Genomic DNA, 19,171 nt, shown 5'->3' on the forward strand with positions numbered 1-19,171 from the left:
CCACCGATGATGTCCCCGGCCCGACCTGGCCTGCTTCCGATAAAGTGCCAACCTATGCCGAATATCCGCCACACCCCCGTGGCGCCCACCGGCCGCCGCCCCCTGGCCCCCGGCACGGGCATCGACGCCCACCGGCACGACACCCACCAGATCGCCTACGCCTGCGCCGGCATGCTCTCCGTCACCACCGACGCCGGCACCTGGGTCGCCCCCGCCAACCGCGCCATCTGGGTGCCCGCCGGCACCGTGCACGAACACCGCGCCCACGGCAGCACCGACCTGCGCCTGGTCGGGCTCACCGACAACCCGCTCGGCCTCGACCGGCCCGCCGTCCTCGCCGTCGGCCCGCTGCTGCGCGAGCTCGTCATGGCCTGCACCGACGACGACGCCCCCGTGGGCGAAGAGCGCGAACGGCTGCTCGCCGTCCTGCTCGACCGGCTCAGACGCGCCCCCGAGCAGCCCTTCCACGTGCCCGCCGCGCGCGACCCGCGCCTGGCCGCCGTCTGCGCCGTCCTGCACGACGACCCCGCCGACGGGCGCACCCTGGCCACCCTCGCCGCCCTGGCGGGCACCAGCGAGCGCACGCTGGCCCGGCTGTGCCGCCGCGAGCTGGGCATGAGCTTCCCCCAGTGGCGCACCCAGGTCCGCCTGCACCAGGCGCTGCTGCTGCTGGCCGACGGCCTGCCGGTGACCGTGGTCGCCCATCGCTGCGGCTGGGCCTCGGCCAGTGCGTTCATCGACGTCTTCCGGCGGGCGCTGGGGTACACGCCGGGCCGCGCCTTTACAATGTAGATTCGCTACACTTGTCAGACGTGAGCAAAACGAAAGGCAAGGGCGGCGGCACCCCGGCCACCATGGCGCTGACCAAGGCCAAGGCCGACTTCACGCTCCACCCCTACGACCACGACCCGAACGCCCAGGCCTACGGCGAGGAGGCCGCCGACGCGCTCGGCGTGCCCTACGACCGCATCTTCAAGACGCTGGTCGCCGAGACCGAGAGCGGCCTCGCGGTGGCGGTCGTGCCGGTGTCGGGCAAGCTCGACCTCAAGGCCCTGGCCTCGGCGCTGGGCGGCAAGCGGGCCGCCATGGCCGAGGCGGCCAAGGTCGAGCGGGTGACCGGCTACGTGGTGGGCGGCATCAGCCCGCTCGGCCAGCGCAAGCAGCTTCCCACCGTGGTCGACTCCTCGGCGCTCGACCATGAGACGATCTACTTCTCGGCCGGCCGGCGCGGGCTCCAGATCGAGACCGCCCCCGACAACCTGATCACCCTCACCCGCGCGGTCACCGCCCCCATCGGCAAGGCGGGCTGAGGCGTCCGGCCGGGCGGCTACCGGGAGCGGTGGCGCGGCCGGCGGAACGACGGGTCGGGCGGGCCCTGTCCGAGCAGCCACTCGAACAACCGCCGGTGATGCCGGAAGAAGGCGCGCTCGCCCTGCCGCCGGTTCTTCTTCTTGTCCTGCTCCAGCGCCTCGGCCTCCTTCAGGCCGGGCGTGAACCCGCCGCCGAACCGGCCCATGTCCGGCCCGGGGAAGCCCCTCGGCTCGGTGTGGTCCAGCGCCTGCTGCATCGACTCGACCCAGATCGGGCCGGGCAGTGACGCCCCCTGCACCGCGCCGTAGTACTGGTCGCCGATCTGCACGCCCTGCAGCGGGTAGCGGTAGGAGCCCCGGATGTCGCCGAGGCTCACCGCCGCCGCCAGGTCCGGCGTGTACCCGGCGAACCAGGCCGAGGTGTAGCCGTTGTTGGTGCCGGTCTTGCCGGCCGCCGGGCGGCCGATGCTCTGCCCCTGCATGGTGCCCTTGTCGAACACCCCGGACAGGACGTGGTTGACGGCGTCGGCGACCGGCCGTTCCATGACCTGCTCGCAGGACGGCGGCACGTGCGCGCGCCGGCCGCTCCGGTCGGTGATCTCCACGATCGCCAGCGGCCGGCAGTGCACGCCGCGGGCCGCGAACGTGGCGAAGGCCCCCGCGACCGTCACCGGGTCCATCTCGTTGACGCCCAGCGTGAACGTCGGCACCTCGCGCAGCGGCCGGCCGTCGGCCCGCACCGCCCCGAGCGCCCTGGCCGTCTTGACCACGTTGCACAGCCCGACCTTGCGCTCCAGCATCATGTAGAAGATGTTCACCGACTTCCAGGTGCCGGTCTCGATGCTGTGCGGGCCGCCCGAGCCCTCGCCGCTGGCGTTGAGTATGCGCGTGCCGGGGTCGTTGACCGGCCGGCCGTCGCAGTTGCGGTAGCCCTGCGCGGGCACCAGCTCCCCCGGCGTCTGGAAGCCGTCGCCGAACCGCCAGCCCTGCTGCAACGCCGTGGCCAGGGTGAACACCTTGAACGTCGAGCCGGCCTGGAAGCCCTGGCCGCCGCCGTGCGCCACGTCGGCGGGCAGGTTGAAGGTGGTCCTCGGGCCGTTCTTCTTGTTGCCGCGGTTGCGGCCGAACTCCTTGCTGGCCGCCATCGCCCTGATCCGGCCGGTGCCGGGCTCGATCATGGCCTCCGCGGCGACCTCGGTGTCCTCCGGCGAGACGTGCCGCCGGATCGCCCGCTCGGCCGCGCGCTGCGCGACCGGGTCGAGGCCGGTCCTGATCACCAGGCCGCCCCTCGCCATCCTGGCCCGCCGCTCGGCCGGGGTGTTGCCGAACGCCGGGTTCGACAACATCTCGTTCTGGACGTACAGGCAGTAGTAGGGGTACGCGCTCTGCCCGCAGCCGCCCGGCTCGGGCTTCAGCCGCAGCGCCAGCGGCGCGCTCTTGGCGGCGTTCGCCTGGGCCTGCGTGATCAGCTTGAGCCCGGCCATCCGGTCCAGCACGAGGTCGCGCCGCTCCTTCAGCCGCGCCTCGTGCGAGCGGCCGAGCGAGGGATCGGTCGAGTACGGCATCCGCACCGCCCCCGCCAGCGTGGCGGCCTGGGTCAGCGTCAGCTTGGAGGCGGTGGTGGAGAAGAAGCGCCGGGCCGCCGCCTCCACGCCGTGGGCGCCGGCGCCGAAGTAGGCGATGTTGAGGTAGCGCTCAAGGATCTCGTCCTTGCGGTACTTGTGTTCCAGGGCCATCGCGTACCGCAGTTCGGTGATCTTGCGGGCCAGGTTGGGGGCGCGCGCCTTGTCCCGTTCGGCATCGGTGCGAGCGCTCTCGACCAGGATGTTCTTGACGAGCTGCTGCGTCAGCGACGAGCCGCCCTGCCGGATGCCGCCCGCCTGCGTGTTGGTGAGCAGCGCCCGCAACGTGCCCCGGACGTCGAGGCCGCCGTGCTCGTAGAAGCGGGCGTCCTCGATGGCCACGATGGCCTTGCGCATCAGGGGCGCGACGGCCCCGAGCGGCACGGCCGTCCTGTTGGCCTCGTAGAACTGGGCGAACTGCCTGCCGTCCTTGTCCAGCAGCCTGGTCACCTGCGCCAGGGGCTCCTCGCGGGGCGCGGGCGGCAGGTCGACGAAGGTGTCGGCGACGTTCTTGGCGGCCAGGCCGCCGCCGCTCACCACGGGAACGGCCAGTGCCGCCGCCAGCACCCCGCCGAGCGCCCCCGCCATGGCGAGGCCACCGATGGATCTGAGTACGGTCACGCAGATGATCTGCAACCAGCAGATCATCGGCAAACGCCCACTTCCCCGGTCTTTACCGTTCTCTTCGGATGTTCAGACCAAGCGAGGCGAACTGCTCGTACGGCCGGTGGTAGCCCCGCTCGATGTGGTGCACGCCGCGCAGCGTGGACGTCCCGTCGGCCACCGCCGCGGCCAGCACGGCCGAGAACCCGGCCCTGATGTCGGGCAGCGTCACGTCGGCGCCCCTGAGCTTGGAGACCCCGCGCACCACGGCCGAGTGCCGGGCGTTGGTGTCGTGGTAGCGGCAGGCCGGCCCGCCCAGGCACTGGTCGAACACCTCGATCTCACAGCCCATCCGCTGCAGCGCGGGCACGTAGACCAGGCGGTTCTCGAAGACCGTCTCGTGCAGCACCGACATGCCCTGGCTCTGCGTGAACAGCACCATGAGCGGCGTCTGCCAGTCGGTCATGAAGCCGGGGTGGGTGTCGGTCTGCACGGCCGCCGAGCGCAGCCCCTCGGGCGGGGCGGTGGCGCACAGGTACTCGTCGTTGATGTCGAACCGGGCGCCCATCCTGGCCAGCGTGGTGATCGCGGTCACCAGGCGGTCCTGGGGGCAGCCGTGCACCCGCACCTCTCCCCCGGTGATCAGCCCGGCCGCCAGGTAGGAGAACGCCTCGATGCGGTCGCCGGTCAGCCAGGTGGAGGCGCCGCGCAGGTGCTCGACGCCCTCGATGACGATCCGGCGGTCGGGCGACAGCTCGATCCGGGCGCCCATGCGCTGCAGGAACAGCGCCAGCTCCACCACCTCGGGCTCCATGGCGGCGTTCTTCAGCACGGTCTTCCCCTCGGCCAGCACCGCCGACATGAGGATCGTCTCCGTCGCCCCCACGCTGGGGTACGGCAGTTCGAGCCGGGCCCCGTTGAGCCGCTTGGCCTTGGCCGAGATGCCGGTGTCGCCCACCTCCACCTCCGCCCCCATCGAGCGCAACGCCTCCACGTGGAAATTCACCGGCCGCCGCCCGATCGGGTCGCCGCCGACCAGCGGCACGAACGCCTCCCCCGCCAGGTGCAGCAACGGCCCGAGCATGAGGATGGGGATGCGGTTGAGCCCGGTGAACGCGTCGGGCACCCGCGGCCTGATCTCCGCCCCGCGCTCGATGCGGATCTCGGGGCCGGCGATCTCGACATGGATGCCGAGCGCCTCCAGCATCGCCGCGGTGATGCCCACCTCGCCCACGTCGGGGGCGTTGTGGATGCTGCTCTCGCCGTTGCCCAGCATGGCGGCGACCATGTGCTTGGACACACCGTTCTTGGAGCCCCGTACGACGACGTCCCCGCGGAGGGGGCCGGAGGGCTCGATCAGCCAGACCTCTTCTGCAATCACGAAGCGAGCCTAACCGGGAGATACCATCGAGCTGGTTCAGATGCAGTTGTGAGGGGGAATGGCGTGACGAGGGAAGTACGCGCTTTTGCGGTAACTGTCCTCATACTCGCCACTCTCGGGGTCGCCGCCGGGCTGAGCTGGTCCGCGATCTCGCCGCGGGCCCCGTACCAGGTGACCGAGCACGGCCTGGTGCTGGCCGACCTCACCACGCAGGCGCTGATCGCGGCCGACGGCTGGTTCGCGGTGATCACGGGCGCGCTGGGGCTGCTCTGCGGCGGTCTGGCGTGGTTCGCCGGGCGGCGCTGGATGCTGGCGGTGCTGCTCGGGTTGTGCGCGGGCGGGGTGGCGGGCAGTTTCCTCACGTTGTGGGCCGGGTCCACGTTCACGATCGGCGCGGTGGCCGTGGAGGCCGCGGCCGAGCCCGGGGTGCGGATCGTCCCCGGGGCGCTGAAGCTGACCGCCGAGGGGGTGCTGGTGGCCTGGCCGCTGCTCGCGGTCGGCCTGTTCGGGCTGCTGGAGGGCATGCACGGCTACCGCGAGTCGCCGCTGCGGCACCCGTACGGCATCGAGCCCTAGAGCGGCGGGCGGCGCAGGCCGTGGCCGGTGGCCTGCTCGAACGCGCGGGCCACGCGCAGCACCCTGGCGTCGGCGAACGGCCGCCCGACGATCTGCACCCCGACCGGCAGCCCCTCGGGCGTGAACCCGGCCGGCACCGAGGCCGCCGGCGCGTGCAGCACGCTGATCCAGTACGCCGAACGCATCCAGGCCAGGTAGTCGGGCAGCGGCTCGCCGTTGATCTCGCTCACGTGCGGCTGCTCCACCGGGAACGGCGGCACCTGGCTGACCGGCGCGAGCAGCACGTCGTAGGTGTCGAAGAAGCCGGCCATGCGCTGGTAGAGGCCGCTGCGCAGCCGTTCGGCGCGGGCCAGGTCGGCGCCGGTGACCGTGCGGCCCCGCTCGACGTTCCAGCTCGTGTTGGGGCCGAGGCCCGTCAGGTCGCCGAAGGACAGGGCGTAGTACCAGGCGCGGTAGATCCGGAAGGCGTCCTCGGCGTCGGACAGGTCGAGCGCGACCTGCTCCACGTGCGCCCCCAGCTCCTCGAACACGGCCGGCGCCGTCGCGGTCACCGCGGCCGTGCGCGGATCGACCGGCAGCCCGCCCAGGTCGGGGCTCCACGCCACCCGCATCCCGCGCACCCCCTGCTCGGGCTCTGGCGCGAACCGCTCCTTGATCGCGAACGGCGAGCGGGCGTCGAACCCGGCGACGGCCCCCAGCATCAGCGTGAGGTCGTCGACCGTGCGCGCCATCGGCCCCGGCACCGCCAGCGTGTACCAGGCGGCCGTGTCGGAGGGGTCGGGGACGCGGCCCGGCGTGGGGCGCAGGCCCACGACGTTGCAGAACGACGCGGGGTTGCGCAGCGAGCCGCCCATGTCTGAGCCGTCGGCCAGCGGGACCATGCCGGTGGCCAGGGCCGCCGCGGCCCCGCCGCTGCTGCCGCCGGCCGACCTGGCCAGGTCGTAGGGGTTCCTGGTGGCGCCGAAGACCTCGTTGACGGTGTGCGAGCCGGTGCCGAACTCGGGCGTGTTGGTCTTGCCGATCGTGATCGCCCCGGCGGCGCGCAGGCGGCGCACGATCAGGTCGTCCTTGTCGGGGACGTTCCGCGCGAACAGCGGCGAACCGTACGTGGTGCGGATGCCCGCGGTGTCCACCAGGTCCTTGTGGGCCACCGGGACGCCGTGCAGCGGCCCCTCGGGCTCGGCCGCGTCGGCCGCCCTGGCAGCTTCCAGCGCCTGCTCGGCCACCAGCGTCACGATGGCGTTGACCCGGGGGTTGACCTGCTCGATGCGGTCGAGGTGGGCCTGGAGCAGCTCCACGGCGCTCACCTGCCCGGCCCTGATCAGGCGGGCCATCTCGGTCGCGGTCAGGTAGTGCAGTTCGCTCACCCTGCGATCCTGCCCCACCCGCGCGCCGGGACACGACGGCGACCTTTGCCCACCTCCCCGGCCCGCCTTGGCACCCGCCCACAAGGCGGACCCGGCCGCCCCGGCGCGATCAGGCGCCGAGGCGGGCCGGGCCGCATTCGGAGGGTCAGCCCCTCAGGCGGGCCCGCCGCTCCGGAGGGTCAGGCGCCCAGGCGGACCCGGCCGCTCCGGAGGGTCAGGCGCCCAGGCAGGCCGGGCCGAGGAGTTGCTTGAGGTCGCCCATCAGCGCCGGCGACGGCGAGACCCGCAGGCGGTCGTCGACCCGCATGACGGTCGTCTTCGGCCCGTTGTGCACCTGAAGATGCACCTCCGAGGTGCCCGGATGCGTGGTGAGGATCTCCTTCAGCCGCCCGACCACCGGCGGCGTGCACCGGGTCAGCGGCAGGCTCACCAGCAGCGGCCCGCCCGCCTCCTGGGTCAGGTCGGGCGCGGTCACCTCCATGGCGATGACCTTCGCGACGTCCTCCCGCTTGTCGATGCGCCCCTTGACGAAGACGATCGCGTCCTCGGCCAGGATCGTCGAGCACAGCTGGTACGCCGACGGGAAGATCATCACCTCGATCGCGCCTTCGAGGTCCTCGAGCTGGGTGAGCACCCACGTGTCACCCTTCTTGGTGACCTTGCGCTGCACCCCGCTCAGGATGCCGCCCAGCGTCACGACCTGCCCGTCGGCCCGGCTCTCGTCCTGGACGGCGGCGATCGAGCAGTCGGCCCCCGCGGCCAGGATGTGCTCCACGCCGAACAGCGGGTGGTCGGAGACGTAGAGGCCGAGCATCTCCCGCTCGAACTGCAGCAGCGTGTTCTTGTCCCACTCCCCCGGCGGGATCTGCACGTCGAAGGTCTGGTCCTCGCCGCCGTCGATCGCGCCGAACAGGGAGTCCTGGCCGATGGCCTCGTTCTTCTTGATGTCGATGATCGCGTCGACGGCCTGCTCGTGCACCATGACCAGGCCCTTGCGCACGTGGCCGAGCGAGTCGAAGGCCCCGGCCTTGACCAGCGACTCGATCACGCGCTTGTTGCACACGATCGCGGGCACCTTGCGCAGGAAGTCCTTGAAGTCGGCGAAGCGGCCCTTGGACTTGCGCGCCGAGATGATGCCGTCGACGACGTTGCCGCCGACGTTGCGCACCGCCGACAGGCCGAAGCGGATGTCGGTGCCGCGCGGGGTGAAGTCGAAGTCGGAGTCGTTGACGTCGGGCGGGAACACCTTGATGCCCATGCGGCGGCACTCGTTGAGGTAGAGGGCCGACTTGTCCTTGTCGTCCTTGACGCTCGACAGCAGCGCCGCCATGTACGCGGCCGGGTGGTTGGCCTTGAGGTAGGCCGTCCAGTAGGAGACCAGGCCGTAGGCCGCCGAGTGGGCCTTGTTGAAGGCGTAGTCGGAGAAGGGCAGCAGGATGTCCCAGAGCGTCTTGACGGCCTCGGCGGAGTAGCCGTTGCTCTTCATGCCGCTCTCGAAGGACTCGAACTGTTTGTCCAGCTCGGCCTTCTTCTTCTTGCCCATCGCCCGGCGCAGCAGGTCGGCTTTGCCGAGCGAGAACCCGGCGACCTTCTGCGCGATGGCCATGACCTGCTCCTGATAGACGATCAGGCCGTAGGTCGTGTCGAGGATCTCGGCCAGTGAGTCCTTGAACTCGGGGTGGATCGGGGTGATCTCCTGCTGGCCGTTCTTGCGCAGGGCGTAGTTGGTGTGGGAGTTGGCGCCCATCGGGCCGGGACGGTAGAGGGCGCCGACGGCCGAGATGTCCTCGAAGTTGTCGGGCTTCATCAGCCGCAGCAGCGAGCGCATGCCGCCGCCGTCGAGCTGGAACACGCCTAGCGTGTCGCCCCTGCCCAGCAGCTCGTACGTCTTCCGGTCGTCGAGCGGCAGCTTCAGCAGGTCGATCTGCTCGCCGGTGGTGGACTCGATCATCTTCAGGCAGTCGTCGATGATCGTGAGGTTGCGCAGGCCCAGGAAGTCCATCTTCAGCAGGCCGAGCGTCTCGCAGGTCGGGTAGTCGAACTGCGTGATGATCGCGCCGTCGGAGTCGCGGCGCATGATCGGGATGTGGTCGGTGATCACCTCGCGGGACATGATCACGCCGGCGGCGTGCACGCCCGTCTGCCTGATCAGGCCCTCCAGGCCCTTGCCGAGGTCCATCGTCGCCTTGACGTCGACGTCTTCCTCGTAGAGCCGGCGCAGCTCGCCCGCCTCGTTGTAGCGCGGGTGGTCCTTGTCGAAGATGCCCGACAGCGGGATGTCCTTGCCCATCACGGCCGGCGGGAACGCCTTGGACACCTTGTCGCCCAGCGCGTAGGGATAGCCCAGGACGCGACCGGCGTCCTTGATGGCGGCCTTCGCCTTGATGGTGCCGAACGTGGCGATCATGGCGACCTTGTCGGCGCCCCACTTCTCGGTCACGTAGCGGATCACGTCGCCGCGCCGGCGCTCGTCGAAGTCGATGTCGACGTCGGGCATGGAGACGCGGTCGGGGTTGAGGAAGCGCTCGAAGATCAGGCCGTGCGGGAGCGGGTCGAGGTCGGTGATGCCCATCGCGTACGCCACCAGCGAGCCGGCCGCCGAGCCACGGCCCGGGCCGACCGGGATGCCGTTCTGCTTGGCCCACATGATGAAGTCGGCGACCACGAGGAAGTAGCTCGGGAAGCCCATCTGCTCGATGATGCCGATCTCGTACTCGGCCTGCCGCTTGTGCTCGTCGTCGTAGCCCTCGGGCCAGCGGCGGTCCATGCCCTCCCAGACGGTCTTGCGGAAGAACTCGCTCTCCGTCATGCCGTCGGGGATGGGGTAGGTGGGCATGAGGTTCTTGAACTCGAAGAACCCGGTCGGATCGACCTTCTCGGCCACCAGGAGCGTGTTGCGGCAGCCCTCGGCCCACAGGTCGGAGGAGTCGACGGCGCGCATCTCGTCGGCGGTCTTGATGTAGTAGCCGGAGCCGTCGAAGCGGAAGCGGTCGGGGTCGGACAGCTGCTTGCCGGTCTGGATGCACAGCAGGGCGTCGTGGGAGGCGGCGTCGGACTCGTAGGTGTAGTGGGAGTCGTTGGTCACCAGCGGCGGGATGGCGAGCTCTTTGCTGATGCGGGTCAGGCCGTCGCGGACCCGGCGCTCGATGTCGAGGCCGTGGTCCATGATCTCCAGGAAGAAATTGTCCTTGCCGAAGATTTCCTGATATTTCGCGGCGGCCTTGAGCGCCTCGTCGTACTGGCCGAGCCGCAGCCTCGTCTGCACCTCGCCCGACGGGCAGCCGGTGGTGGCCATCAGGCCGTCGGCGTGCTCGGCCAGGATCTCGGCGTCCATGCGGGCCCACTTGCGCACGAAGCCCTCGGTGTAGGCGCGCGAGCTGAGCTTCATCAGGTTGTGCAGGCCGGTCTTGTTGCGCGCCCAGATCGTCATGTGGGTGTAGTAGCCACCCGCCGAGACGTCGTCCTTCTTCTGGTGCGGCTCGCCCCACAGCACGGGCTTCTTGTTGTGCCGCAGCTCCGGCGCGACGTAGGCCTCGATGCCGATGATCGGCTTGATGCCGGCGCCCGTGGCCTGCTTGTAGAAGTCGTACGCGCCGTGCATGTTGCCGTGGTCGGTGATCGCGATGGCGGGCATGCCCAGGTCGCCGACCTGTTTGAACATCTGCTTGAGCCGGGCGGCCCCGTCGAGCATGGAGTATTCGGTGTGCACATGCAGATGGACGAACGAGTCGCTGGACGACATGGAGCGGCGCCTCCCCGGGTCTGGATGCGATGGTGCGCTCCGACTCTAGTGGGCCGGACCGACATCCCGGAGCCGCCTCGCGCGCCCCGCGGGACCGGCGCGCCGGAAGCGTCGCGGCCACCGGCCTCGATATCGTCTCCCTCACTCAAAGTAATGAAGGAGACACCGGGTGCGCACGCAGTCCGACGAGGGGTACAGCCACGCGCTGGGCAACCGCCAGATCCAGATGATCGCGATCGGCGGCGCGATCGGGGTCGGCCTCTTCCTCGGCGCGGGCGGCCGCCTGGCCGCCACCGGGCCCGCGCTCGTGCTCTCCTACGCCACCGCCGGGCTGGCCGCCTTCTTCGTCATGCGGGCGCTCGGCGAGCTGGTGCTCTACCGCCCGGCCTCGGGCTCCTTCGTCGAGTACGCCGGCGAGTTCATCGGCCCGTGGGCGGCCTTCGCCAGCGGCTGGATGTACTGGGTCAACTGGGCCTTCACCGGCATCGCCGAACTGACCGCCATCGCCGCCTACGTCCACTACTGGGCCGGCGGATTCCCCCAGTGGCTGACCGCGCTGCTCGCGCTGGGGTTCGTGCTGGCGGTCAACCTGCTGTCGGTGCGCGTGTTCGGCGAGCTGGAGTTCTGGTTCGCGATGCTCAAGGTGCTGGCCATCGTGATCTTCCTGGTGGTCGCGCTGGTGCTGGTGGTCTTCACCGTCGGCGACGCCGGGCCGCGCAACCTGGTCGCGCACGGCGGCTTCTTCCCCACCGGCTTCCCGCTGGTGCTGATGAGCCTGCAGTCGGTGGTGTTCGCCTACGCCTCGATCGAGCTGGTCGGCATCACCGCCGGCGAGACCGCCCGGCCGCACGAGGTCATGCCGCGGGCGATCAACGGCGTGGTCTGGCGCATCGCGATCTTCTACGTGGGCTCGGTGCTGCTGCTGGCGATGGTCCTGCCCTGGACGGCCTACAGCGCCGGCACCTCGCCGTTCGTCACGTTCTTCGCCGGGCTCGGGGTGCCCTGGGCGGCCGACGCGATGAACCTCGTGGTGATCACGGCCGCGCTCTCGTCCTGCAACTCGGGCCTGTACGCCACCGGCCGCATCCTGCGGTCGATGGCCACCAAGCGGGAGGCCCCCGCCTTCGCCGCCACGCTCAGCTCCCGGCACGTGCCGATCGGCGGGATCGTGTTCACCGCGGCCATGTTCCTCGGCGGCGTGGCGCTGTTCTACTACCTGCCCGAGCGCGCCTTCAACATCGCCACGGCGGTCGCCTCGCTCGGGGTGATCACCACGTGGGGCGTGCTGGTCCACTGCCAGACCCGGCTGCGCGCCACCGGGCACCGGTCGGCGTTCCCCATGCCGGGCTCGCCGTACACCAACTGGCTGACGCTCGGGTTCCTGGCGCTGGTGATCCTGCTGATGCCGTTCGCCGACCGCGATCAGCGGGTGGCCTTCTTCCTCATCCCGGCCCTGGTCGCGGGCATCGCGCTCGGCTGGCTGGTGGTACGCCGCCGCCGGACGCGGGCGGCCGCGCGGGAGGCGGGTTAGTCTCGTCCGGGCAGGAGTCGCCGCTCGGGGGAGGCCACACTGGACAAGCTGGACGACACACTCGATCCCGCGCTCGGCTGGGCGGCGACCGCCGTCCCCGTCGCCGGGCCGCCGCACACCGCGGAGCCCGAGCCCGCAACCGGGCCCCTCGCCGTGTCCGCCCCTGGGCCCGCCACCATGCCCCTCACCGTGCCCGCCCCCGTGTCCGCCCCCGGGCCCGCAACCGGGCCGTCCAGTGGGCCCGCCGTCGAGCCCGCAGCCCCGGTCGGGGTCGGGGCGGAGCGGCGGGGGCGGGGGCGGCAGGTGTGGCGGGTCGTGGCGGCGGCTGCGGCGGTGGGAGCCGCGCTCGCGCTGATCGGCGTGCCGCTGGGCGTCTACCCGAAGCTCGCCTGCGCCGTGCTCTCCCCCGGCTGCGGGCCGCTCCAGGAGCCGCGCGGCCGGCTGCCGCGGCTGACCCGGCTGACGCCCGTCCAGGCCGCGCTGAGCGGCACGTACGTCGCGCTCGGCGACTCCTACTCCTCCGGCGAGGGCGTCTATGAGCAGGACGCCGGCCCCGTCAACGACGGCGCCGACCGCTGCCACCGCGCCCGCGGCTCCTACGTCCCGCTGGTGGCGCAGGCCCACCCGTTCACCGGCGGCAGCGCCTTCTACGCCTGCAGCGGCGCCACCACCCGCCAGCTCCTGTCCGGCCAGTACGGCCAACAGCCCCAGATCACCCGCGTCGGCCCGTCGGCCAGCCTGGTGACGCTGAGCATCGGCGGCAACGACGCCGGGTTCACCGACGTCCTGACCGGGTGCATCGTCAAGCTGCCCTGGTCGTCGGCCTGCGTCAACCAGGACGCCGCCGTCGCCCGGCGCATCGCCGAGCTGCGGCCCAGCCTGACCAGGGTGCTCGGCGAGCTGCGCGCCCGCGCGCCGGGGGCCCGGGTCATCGTCCTCGGCTACCCCAGGCCGTTCCCCGTCTCGCCGGTCCGCACGGTCGACAACCTGAGCGTGGCCGACCAGCGGTGGCTCAACACCGTCACGCGCCGGCTCAACGACACGGTGGGCGCCGTCACGGCCGAGCACGACCGCGGCCTGGCCGGCCTCGGCGCCCCCGGCAGCGTCGAGTACGTCGACGCCTACGAGGCGTTCACCGGCCACGAGGCCGGCACGCCGCAGCCGTACCTCAACAGCCTGGCCGTGGACATGGACCCGCTGACCGTCAACGCCCGCAGCTTCCACCCCACCGGCGACGGCTACCGCCGCTTCGCCGAGCTGATCAACCAGCAGATCGCCGCCGGCCCCGGCCGCCCGTTGCACAACTACCGCCTCACCACCCCCTGAGCCGCGGGCGGCCCGCCCTCGGCAGGCCGCCGCCGCCCCGCCGCCACACGCCGTCGGCGGGGCCGGCGCACCGGGGTTCAGGAGCGGGCGCGTTCCTCGGCCAGGTGGAGGCCCGCCTCGATGACGGCGTTCATGACGGACGCCAGCCGCTCCTCGCCCAGCTGGGGCGCCCGCGCCGCCATCCGCGCCACCAGCGCCCGCTCCCGCGCCAGGTCGCGCCCCGCGAACCCGCCCACCGGCTTGAGCCGCTGCACGACCCCCGCCAGGGCGGCGCGCCGCTCCAGGAGGGTGGCCAGCGCCGCGTCGACCCGGTCGATCGCCTCCCGGCACTCGGCCAGCGTCGCCGGCGACTCGGGCCGCAACAACGCGCCGACCAGCGTCACGGCCTCCTCGGCCGCCCGCACGTCCGCAGCCTCCTCCGCCCGCCCGGCCGCGCCGGAGCCGCCGGTACCGGCGGGCCCGGCGACCACGAGGCCGTCGGCGCCCGCCGCCACGGCCGCCGCCGCCAGCCCCGGGTCGCGCGAGACGTCGGCCAGCACCGGACGCCCCGACGCGGCCCGCGCCGCCCGCAGCACCCCGAGGTCGAGCCGGCCCCCCTCGCACAGGACCACTTGATCGTTCCCCTCGGCGGCGCAGTAGCCGGCCAGGCCCACCCATTCCTCCACCGACGCCGACGGCCGCCGCTCGACCACCACCGGCAGCCCGAGCCCGGCCGCGGCCCGCACCAGCGGGATGTCACGCGTCCACGTGGCCCCCACCACCACGGCGTCGGCCAGCGCCGCGATCGCCGGCAGGTCGGCCGCCGAGTACGGCTCCACCAGCGTGGCCCGCTCCCCCAGCGCCTCACGCGCGTCGACCTGCCCGCGATGCGGGCGCAGGCTCACCCGCCCGCCGATCACCACGGCCGGGCCGTGGCCCACGCGCAGCCCGCCGATCGTCACCATGTGCCGCTCCAAGGTCGTTGTCATCTCGACTCCCCACTCGGGCCGGCCCAGCGAAGCCGGCAGGAAAACCAAAAAGGCAGAGACGGGGCGTCTCTGCCTTGTGCCGACTCCAGGTGGTCGCTAGCTGACGACCGGCCCTCCCGGAGCCGGCTCGGTAAAGGTGTAGCGACAAGTCATGTCTGAAACCTTACACCCGCCTCCACCTGCTGGACGTTCCTTCTCATATGGCGGACTGACCTTCCGGCGAGTCGCCGATGATCCCTCGCTATGGGAGTATTTCTTGGCCGAGAGGGAGGGTTTGAGGCCGTTGATGTCGGATCGCAAGCAGGACGGACGCCGCATCGCCGGCCGGTACGAGCTGCTGGAGCCCATCGGCAAGGGCGGCATGGGCATCGTCTGGCGCGCCCACGACGAGCTCCTCGACCGCACCGTCGCCATCAAGGAAGTCCGCTACGCCGCTGCCCTGGGCGACGAGGTGCAGCTGCTCAACCGGCGCACGATGCGCGAGGCGCGGGCCGCGGCCAGGTTCGAGCACCCCAACGTGATCGTCGTCCACGACGTGATCGAGGAGGACGGCCGGCCCTGGATCGTCATGCAGCTGGTCCAGTCGCGCTCCCTGGGGGCGGTGATCAAGCAGGAGGGGCCGCTGCCGCCCGAGCGGGTGGCCGAGATCGGCGTCGCCGTGCTCGACGCGCTGCACCGGGCGCACGAGGCCGGGGTGCTCCATCGCGACGTCAAGCCCGAGAACGTGCTGCTGGCCGACGACGGCAGGGTCGTGCTGACCGACTTCGGCATCGCCACGCTGGAGACCGAGACGCAGCTCACCGTGACGGGCCTGGCGGGCACCCCCGCCTTCATCGCGCCCGAGCGGCTCAAGGGGCTGCCCGCGCGCCGCGAGTCCGACCTGTGGTCGCTGGGCGCGACGCTCTACACGGCCGTGGAGGGCCGCTCGCCGCACGAGCGCGGCATGGCGCTGGCCACCATGCACGCCGTCCTGACCGACGAGCCCGACCCCGCGCCGCACGCCGGGCCGCTGGCCGGGGTGATCAGCGGGCTGCTGGTCAAGGAGCCGGTGCAGCGCCTGACGTACGAGGAGGCCGCGCGGATGCTGCGCGAAGCCGCCACCGCGTCGAGCCCGGCGGAGACCAGGCGGTTCCCCAGCCGGAAGCTGCGCGCCGCCGTCCCCGCCCCGGATCCCGTCGAGGACGAGGACGACACCCCGACCGACCCCGACCTGGCCGTCCCCCCGCCCAGGTCCGCCCCCCGCACCACGCCCCGGACCACGCCGAGGCCCGCGCCCCGGACCGCGCCCACGCCGAGGAGCAGGGCCGCCGGCACGCCGCCGCCCGTCGGGACCGGCCGCCGGATCCCGCCCGCGACCAGGGACTCCGCGCTTCCCGACGAGCCCACCGGCGAGCCCACGGTGGGCAGCCGCCAGGAGGGCCGCAAGTTCGGGCCGATCGCGCTGGCCGCCGCGGCGGTCGTGCTGGTCGCCGGGGTCGGCGGCTATCTCGGCCTGCGCTCGGCCCCCGAGGACCACTCCGCCAGGCCGCCGCAGGCCAGGCAGTCGGCCAAGGCCCACACCTCGACGTCCGCGCCCGCCTCGGGCACCGAGTCGAAACCGCCGGCCACGAGCACGCCGTCCTCCTCGCCGTCCTCCTCGCCCTCGGCCACGCCGGACAAGACCGAGGACGCCGACCCGCTGCCCAGCGGCTGGAAGATGTACAAGGACAAGGAGCTCGGCTTCTCCATCGGGCTGCCCAAGGGCTGGGACGTCTGGGACCGCGGCGGCCGGCAGGTCAAGTTCAAGGGCCCCGGCGCGGCCTCGAACGCCTACCTGATGATCGAGGAGGCGGCCAAGCCCGGCAAGGACCCGTACAAGGACTGGAAGAAGCAGGAGCCGTCGCTCAAGCACAACTTCGGCGGCTACAAGAAGATCGGCATCAAGAAGGTCGACTACATGAAGGCCGCCGCCGACTGGGACTTCACCTGGAACACCAACACGGGCAAGACCCGGGTGCGCGACCGCGGCTTCATCACCGAGAACGGGAAGGCGTACGCCATCTACTGGCACACCCTCAACAGCCACTGGAAGAAGGACTACCACTTCTTCGAGGGCTTCGCCGCGACCTTCAAACCCGCCAAGTAGGCTTCCCTGCGTGGAAAGGCAGGTCAGCAACCGGTATCGCCTCATCGAGCCCCTCGGGGAGGGCGGCATGGGGGTGGTCTGGCGTGCCTACGACGAGCTGCTCGACCGTACGGTGGCGATCAAGGAGGTCCGCTACACGGGCGTCGGCGACGCCAAGCGGGCCGACCTCAACCGCAGGACCATCAGGGAGGCCAGGGCGGCCGGCCGCCTCGACCACCCGTCGGTGATCGTCATCCATGACGTCGTCGAGGAGGACGGGCGGCCGTGGATCGTGATGCAGCTCGTCCGGTCCCGTTCGCTGGCCGAGGTGATCGGCGAGCGCGGGCCGCTGCCGGCGGCGCTGGTGGCGATGGTCGGCGGCCGGGTGCTCGACGCGCTGCGGGCCGCCCACGCCACCGGGGTGCTCCATCGTGACGTGAAGCCCGAGAACGTGCTGCTGGCCGACGACGGCAGGGTCGTGCTGACCGATTTCGGCATCGCCGCGCTGGAGGCCGAGTCGGGGCTGACGGCGACCGGCGGGCTGGTGGGCACCCCGGCGTACATGCCGCCGGAGCGGCTCAACGGCGAGGCCACCCGTCCGGAGTCCGACCTATGGTCGCTGGGGGCCACCCTGTACGCGGCGGTGGAGGGGCGGCCGCCGTTCAAGCGCGACTCGTGGGCGGCCACGGTGGCGGCGGTGCTGCGCGACGAGCCCGAACCGCCCGTGCGGGCGGGGGCGTTGCAGCCGGTCGTCATGGGGCTGCTGCGGCGCGACCCGGCGGCCAGGATGCCGGCCGGCGAGGCGGCGCGGCTGCTCCACCAGGTGGCGACCGGCCAGCCGCTGCTGGCCGACCAGACCCCCATGTGGTCGGCCCCCTTCCCGGCCCCCGCCCCGACTCCCGCCGCCCCCGGCCCGTACCCCCAAGGCCGACCCCCGCACGGCCCGCCCGCCGCCCCCAGCGGCCCTTACCCGCCGCCGCAGGGAGCGCAGCCCGTCACCGGCGACGCGCGGCCGCCGCACCGGACGGTCCCGGGAGACCCGCGGCGGCGCGGCCGGACGATGTGGATCGCGGTGCCCGCCACGGTGGCCGCCCTGGCGCTCCTGGGCGGCGGCGGCGTGCTGCTCTACGACCGGTTGTCAGGGTCCGCCACGCCCACCCCGACGGCCGGCGCCCAGCCGCCCGCCACCGGCGAACCGGTCCCCGCCCCCTCGACACCGCCGTCGAAGTCCCCGTCGAAGTCCCCGACGCCCGAGCCGAGCCCGCAGCCGACCGAGGAACCCACCGGCGAACCCACCGGCGAGCCGACCGCCACGGCCCCGGCGGTGCCCGCCGGCTGGCGGCCCTTCACCAGCGCCGCCGGCCACTTCTCCATGGCCATCCCCAAGACCTGGACCGCCGCCAAGAACCCCACCAGGGACAGCATCCGCCTGTCCGGCCCCGGCACCCCCGGCGCGATGATCGTCGAGTGGACCGTCCCCGACATCCCGTGGAAGGACCCGCAACAGCACTGGCTCGGCCTGGAGAAGGAGATCAAGGCCAAGGGCGAGTTCGACCACTACACCAGGATCGGCATCACCCCCACCGAATACCTCGGCCTGCGCGCCTCCGACTGGGAGTTCACCCAGATGCGCAAGGGGCAGCTCATCCACGTCATCAACCGCGGCTTCCACACCGCGGCCGGCCGCCCGTACGCCCTGTACTGGGAGACCCTCGACTCCCGCTGGGCCGCCGACCGGCACTGGTTCGACACCTTCGTCAAGACCTTCCGCCCGGAATGACGCCGGAGCACGACGGCGAGCGCGAGCGGGCCCGGTTCTGGCGGCATCCGGCGGTCCCCGAGACCGACCTGCTCAAGGCCCGCTACGTCACCCACCGCTTCTCCCGGCACGTCCACGACGGGTACGCCATCGGGCTGATCGTGGCGGGCGTGGAGGAGTTCGACTACCGCGGCACCCTGCACCGGGCGGGCGCGGGCGAGCTGGTGCTGGTCAACCCGGACTCGGTGCACACCGGCCAGGCGGGCACGCCGGGCGGGTGGGCGTACCGGATGTTGTATCCGTCGGTCGAGGCGCTGGCCGGGATCGCGGCCGAGCTCGACGCGCCCCTGGCCACCCCGTACTTCCCTCAGCAGGTGGTGCGCGACCCGGAGGTGGCGGCGCTGCTCGGGCGGGCGCACCAGGCGGCCGAGCGCGGCGACGCGCTGGCCGCCTCCACGTTGTCGCGCACGCTGTTCGCCCGGCTGCTGAGCAGGCACGCCGCGCCCAGGCCGGACGCGAGCCCGCCGGGCGCGGGCCGGCGGGCGGTGCGCGAGGCGATGGCGCTGCTGCACGAGAGCCTGCTCGACCCGCCGACGCTGGAGGCGCTGGCGGCGGCGGTGGGGGTGCGGCCGTTCCCGCTGCTGCGCGCGTTCAAGGCCGTGACGGGCCTGCCGCCGCACGCCTATCTCACCTCGCTGCGTGTGCGGCAGGCCCGCCGGCTGCTCCTTGAGGGGGTACGTCCGGCGCAGGTGGCGGCGGACGTGGGCTTCACCGACCAGGCCCACCTGAACCGGCACTTCAAGCGCGTCGTGGGCGTGCCACCCGCCGCCTACCAAAAGGCCGCAGGAACGTACAAGACCGGATATTTGCCCAGTTCATAAG

Annotated in this window: 13 protein-coding genes; 8 read left to right on the forward strand and 5 right to left on the reverse strand. The window is 72.3% G+C overall.

The features are described from left to right. Window positions 1-54 precede the first annotated feature (54 nt). Window positions 55-792: a helix-turn-helix transcriptional regulator gene (locus AB0J76_RS25525; protein ID WP_352329320.1), complete on the forward strand. Its 738-nt coding sequence runs from the start codon at window positions 55-57 to the stop codon at window positions 790-792. Between the two features lie 62 nt (window positions 793-854). Beyond that, on the forward strand, window positions 855-1,310 hold the full coding sequence (gene ybaK / locus AB0J76_RS25530) for a Cys-tRNA(Pro) deacylase (RefSeq protein ID WP_352329324.1): 456 nt from the start codon (window positions 855-857) through the stop codon (window positions 1,308-1,310). Between the two features lie 17 nt (window positions 1,311-1,327). Here ybaK and AB0J76_RS25535 read toward each other — a convergent pair whose 3' ends face one another. After that, complete coding sequence (locus tag AB0J76_RS25535; protein ID WP_364390651.1) at window positions 1,328-3,553, reverse strand: transglycosylase domain-containing protein; 2,226 nt, start codon at window positions 3,551-3,553, stop codon at window positions 1,328-1,330. 52 nt (window positions 3,554-3,605) lie between these two features. Beyond that, complete coding sequence (gene murA, locus AB0J76_RS25540; protein ID WP_352324923.1) at window positions 3,606-4,916, reverse strand: UDP-N-acetylglucosamine 1-carboxyvinyltransferase; 1,311 nt, start codon at window positions 4,914-4,916, stop codon at window positions 3,606-3,608. A gap of 63 nt (window positions 4,917-4,979) precedes the next feature. Here murA and AB0J76_RS25545 point away from each other — a divergent pair, with 63 nt between their 5' ends. Next, entirely contained in the window at window positions 4,980-5,492 is a 513-nt protein-coding gene (locus AB0J76_RS25545) for a hypothetical protein (protein ID WP_352324922.1), read from the forward strand. Here AB0J76_RS25545 and AB0J76_RS25550 read toward each other — a convergent pair. After that, the gene (locus tag AB0J76_RS25550; RefSeq protein WP_352324921.1) at window positions 5,489-6,859 is read right to left on the reverse strand and encodes an amidase; all 1,371 of its coding nucleotides are present in this window, start codon (window positions 6,857-6,859) and stop codon (window positions 5,489-5,491) included. The two genes, AB0J76_RS25545 and AB0J76_RS25550, sit on opposite strands and share 4 nt — an antisense overlap. 214 nt (window positions 6,860-7,073) lie before the next feature. Next, a complete protein-coding gene (dnaE, locus tag AB0J76_RS25555) occupies window positions 7,074-10,601 on the reverse strand; it encodes a DNA polymerase III subunit alpha (RefSeq protein ID WP_352324920.1) in 3,528 nt (1,175 codons plus the stop codon). 169 nt (window positions 10,602-10,770) lie between these two features. Between dnaE and AB0J76_RS25560 the strand changes: the two genes are divergently transcribed. Together AB0J76_RS25560 and AB0J76_RS25565 are read left to right on the forward strand one after the other, a co-directional pair. After that, window positions 10,771-12,132, forward strand: a complete 1,362-nt coding sequence (locus AB0J76_RS25560) for an amino acid permease (protein WP_352324919.1) — start codon at window positions 10,771-10,773, stop codon at window positions 12,130-12,132. A 189-nt stretch (window positions 12,133-12,321) separates the two neighbouring features. Continuing rightward, complete coding sequence (locus AB0J76_RS25565; protein WP_352324918.1) at window positions 12,322-13,458, forward strand: SGNH/GDSL hydrolase family protein; 1,137 nt, start codon at window positions 12,322-12,324, stop codon at window positions 13,456-13,458. Window positions 13,459-13,535: 77 nt separating this feature from the next. Here the strand turns inward: AB0J76_RS25565 and AB0J76_RS25570 are convergent, their stop codons facing one another. Beyond that, entirely contained in the window at window positions 13,536-14,426 is an 891-nt protein-coding gene (locus AB0J76_RS25570; protein WP_352324917.1) for a chorismate mutase, read from the reverse strand. Between the two features lie 286 nt (window positions 14,427-14,712). On the opposite strand from AB0J76_RS25570, the gene AB0J76_RS25575 reads away from it, so the two are divergent. The 3 genes from AB0J76_RS25575 to AB0J76_RS25585 are packed head-to-tail and all read left to right on the forward strand — an operon-like array spanning window position 14,713 to window position 19,170. Further along, window positions 14,713-16,551, forward strand: coding sequence for a serine/threonine-protein kinase (locus tag AB0J76_RS25575; protein ID WP_352324916.1), 1,839 nt, complete (start codon window positions 14,713-14,715; stop codon window positions 16,549-16,551). A gap of 10 nt (window positions 16,552-16,561) precedes the next feature. Further along, complete coding sequence (locus tag AB0J76_RS25580) at window positions 16,562-18,310, forward strand: protein kinase (RefSeq protein WP_352324915.1); 1,749 nt, start codon at window positions 16,562-16,564, stop codon at window positions 18,308-18,310. Then, the gene (locus AB0J76_RS25585; RefSeq protein WP_352324913.1) at window positions 18,307-19,170 is read left to right on the forward strand and encodes an AraC family transcriptional regulator; all 864 of its coding nucleotides are present in this window, start codon (window positions 18,307-18,309) and stop codon (window positions 19,168-19,170) included. The genes AB0J76_RS25580 and AB0J76_RS25585 overlap by 4 nt, the downstream gene beginning before the upstream one ends. Window position 19,171: the final 1 nt, after the last annotated feature.

It is taken from the genome of Nonomuraea sp. NPDC049624 (genome assembly GCF_040675255.1).
In the GTDB taxonomy this organism is placed as follows: domain Bacteria; phylum Actinomycetota; class Actinomycetes; order Streptosporangiales; family Streptosporangiaceae; genus Nonomuraea.

Excerpts from the sequence above, each read along its gene's own strand:
- dnaE (WP_352324920.1), bottom strand. The coding sequence starts at position 10,601 with ATGTCGTCCAGCGACTCGTTCGTCCATCTGCATGTGCACACCGAATAC.
- AB0J76_RS25570 (WP_352324917.1), bottom strand. The coding sequence starts at position 14,426 with ATGACAACGACCTTGGAGCGGCACATGGTGACGATCGGCGGGCTGCGC.
- AB0J76_RS25585 (WP_352324913.1), top strand. The coding sequence starts at position 18,307 with ATGACGCCGGAGCACGACGGCGAGCGCGAGCGGGCCCGGTTCTGGCGG.
- AB0J76_RS25525 (WP_352329320.1), top strand. The coding sequence starts at position 55 with ATGCCGAATATCCGCCACACCCCCGTGGCGCCCACCGGCCGCCGCCCC.
- ybaK (WP_352329324.1), top strand. The coding sequence starts at position 855 with ATGGCGCTGACCAAGGCCAAGGCCGACTTCACGCTCCACCCCTACGAC.
- AB0J76_RS25575 (WP_352324916.1), top strand. The coding sequence starts at position 14,713 with ATGTCGGATCGCAAGCAGGACGGACGCCGCATCGCCGGCCGGTACGAG.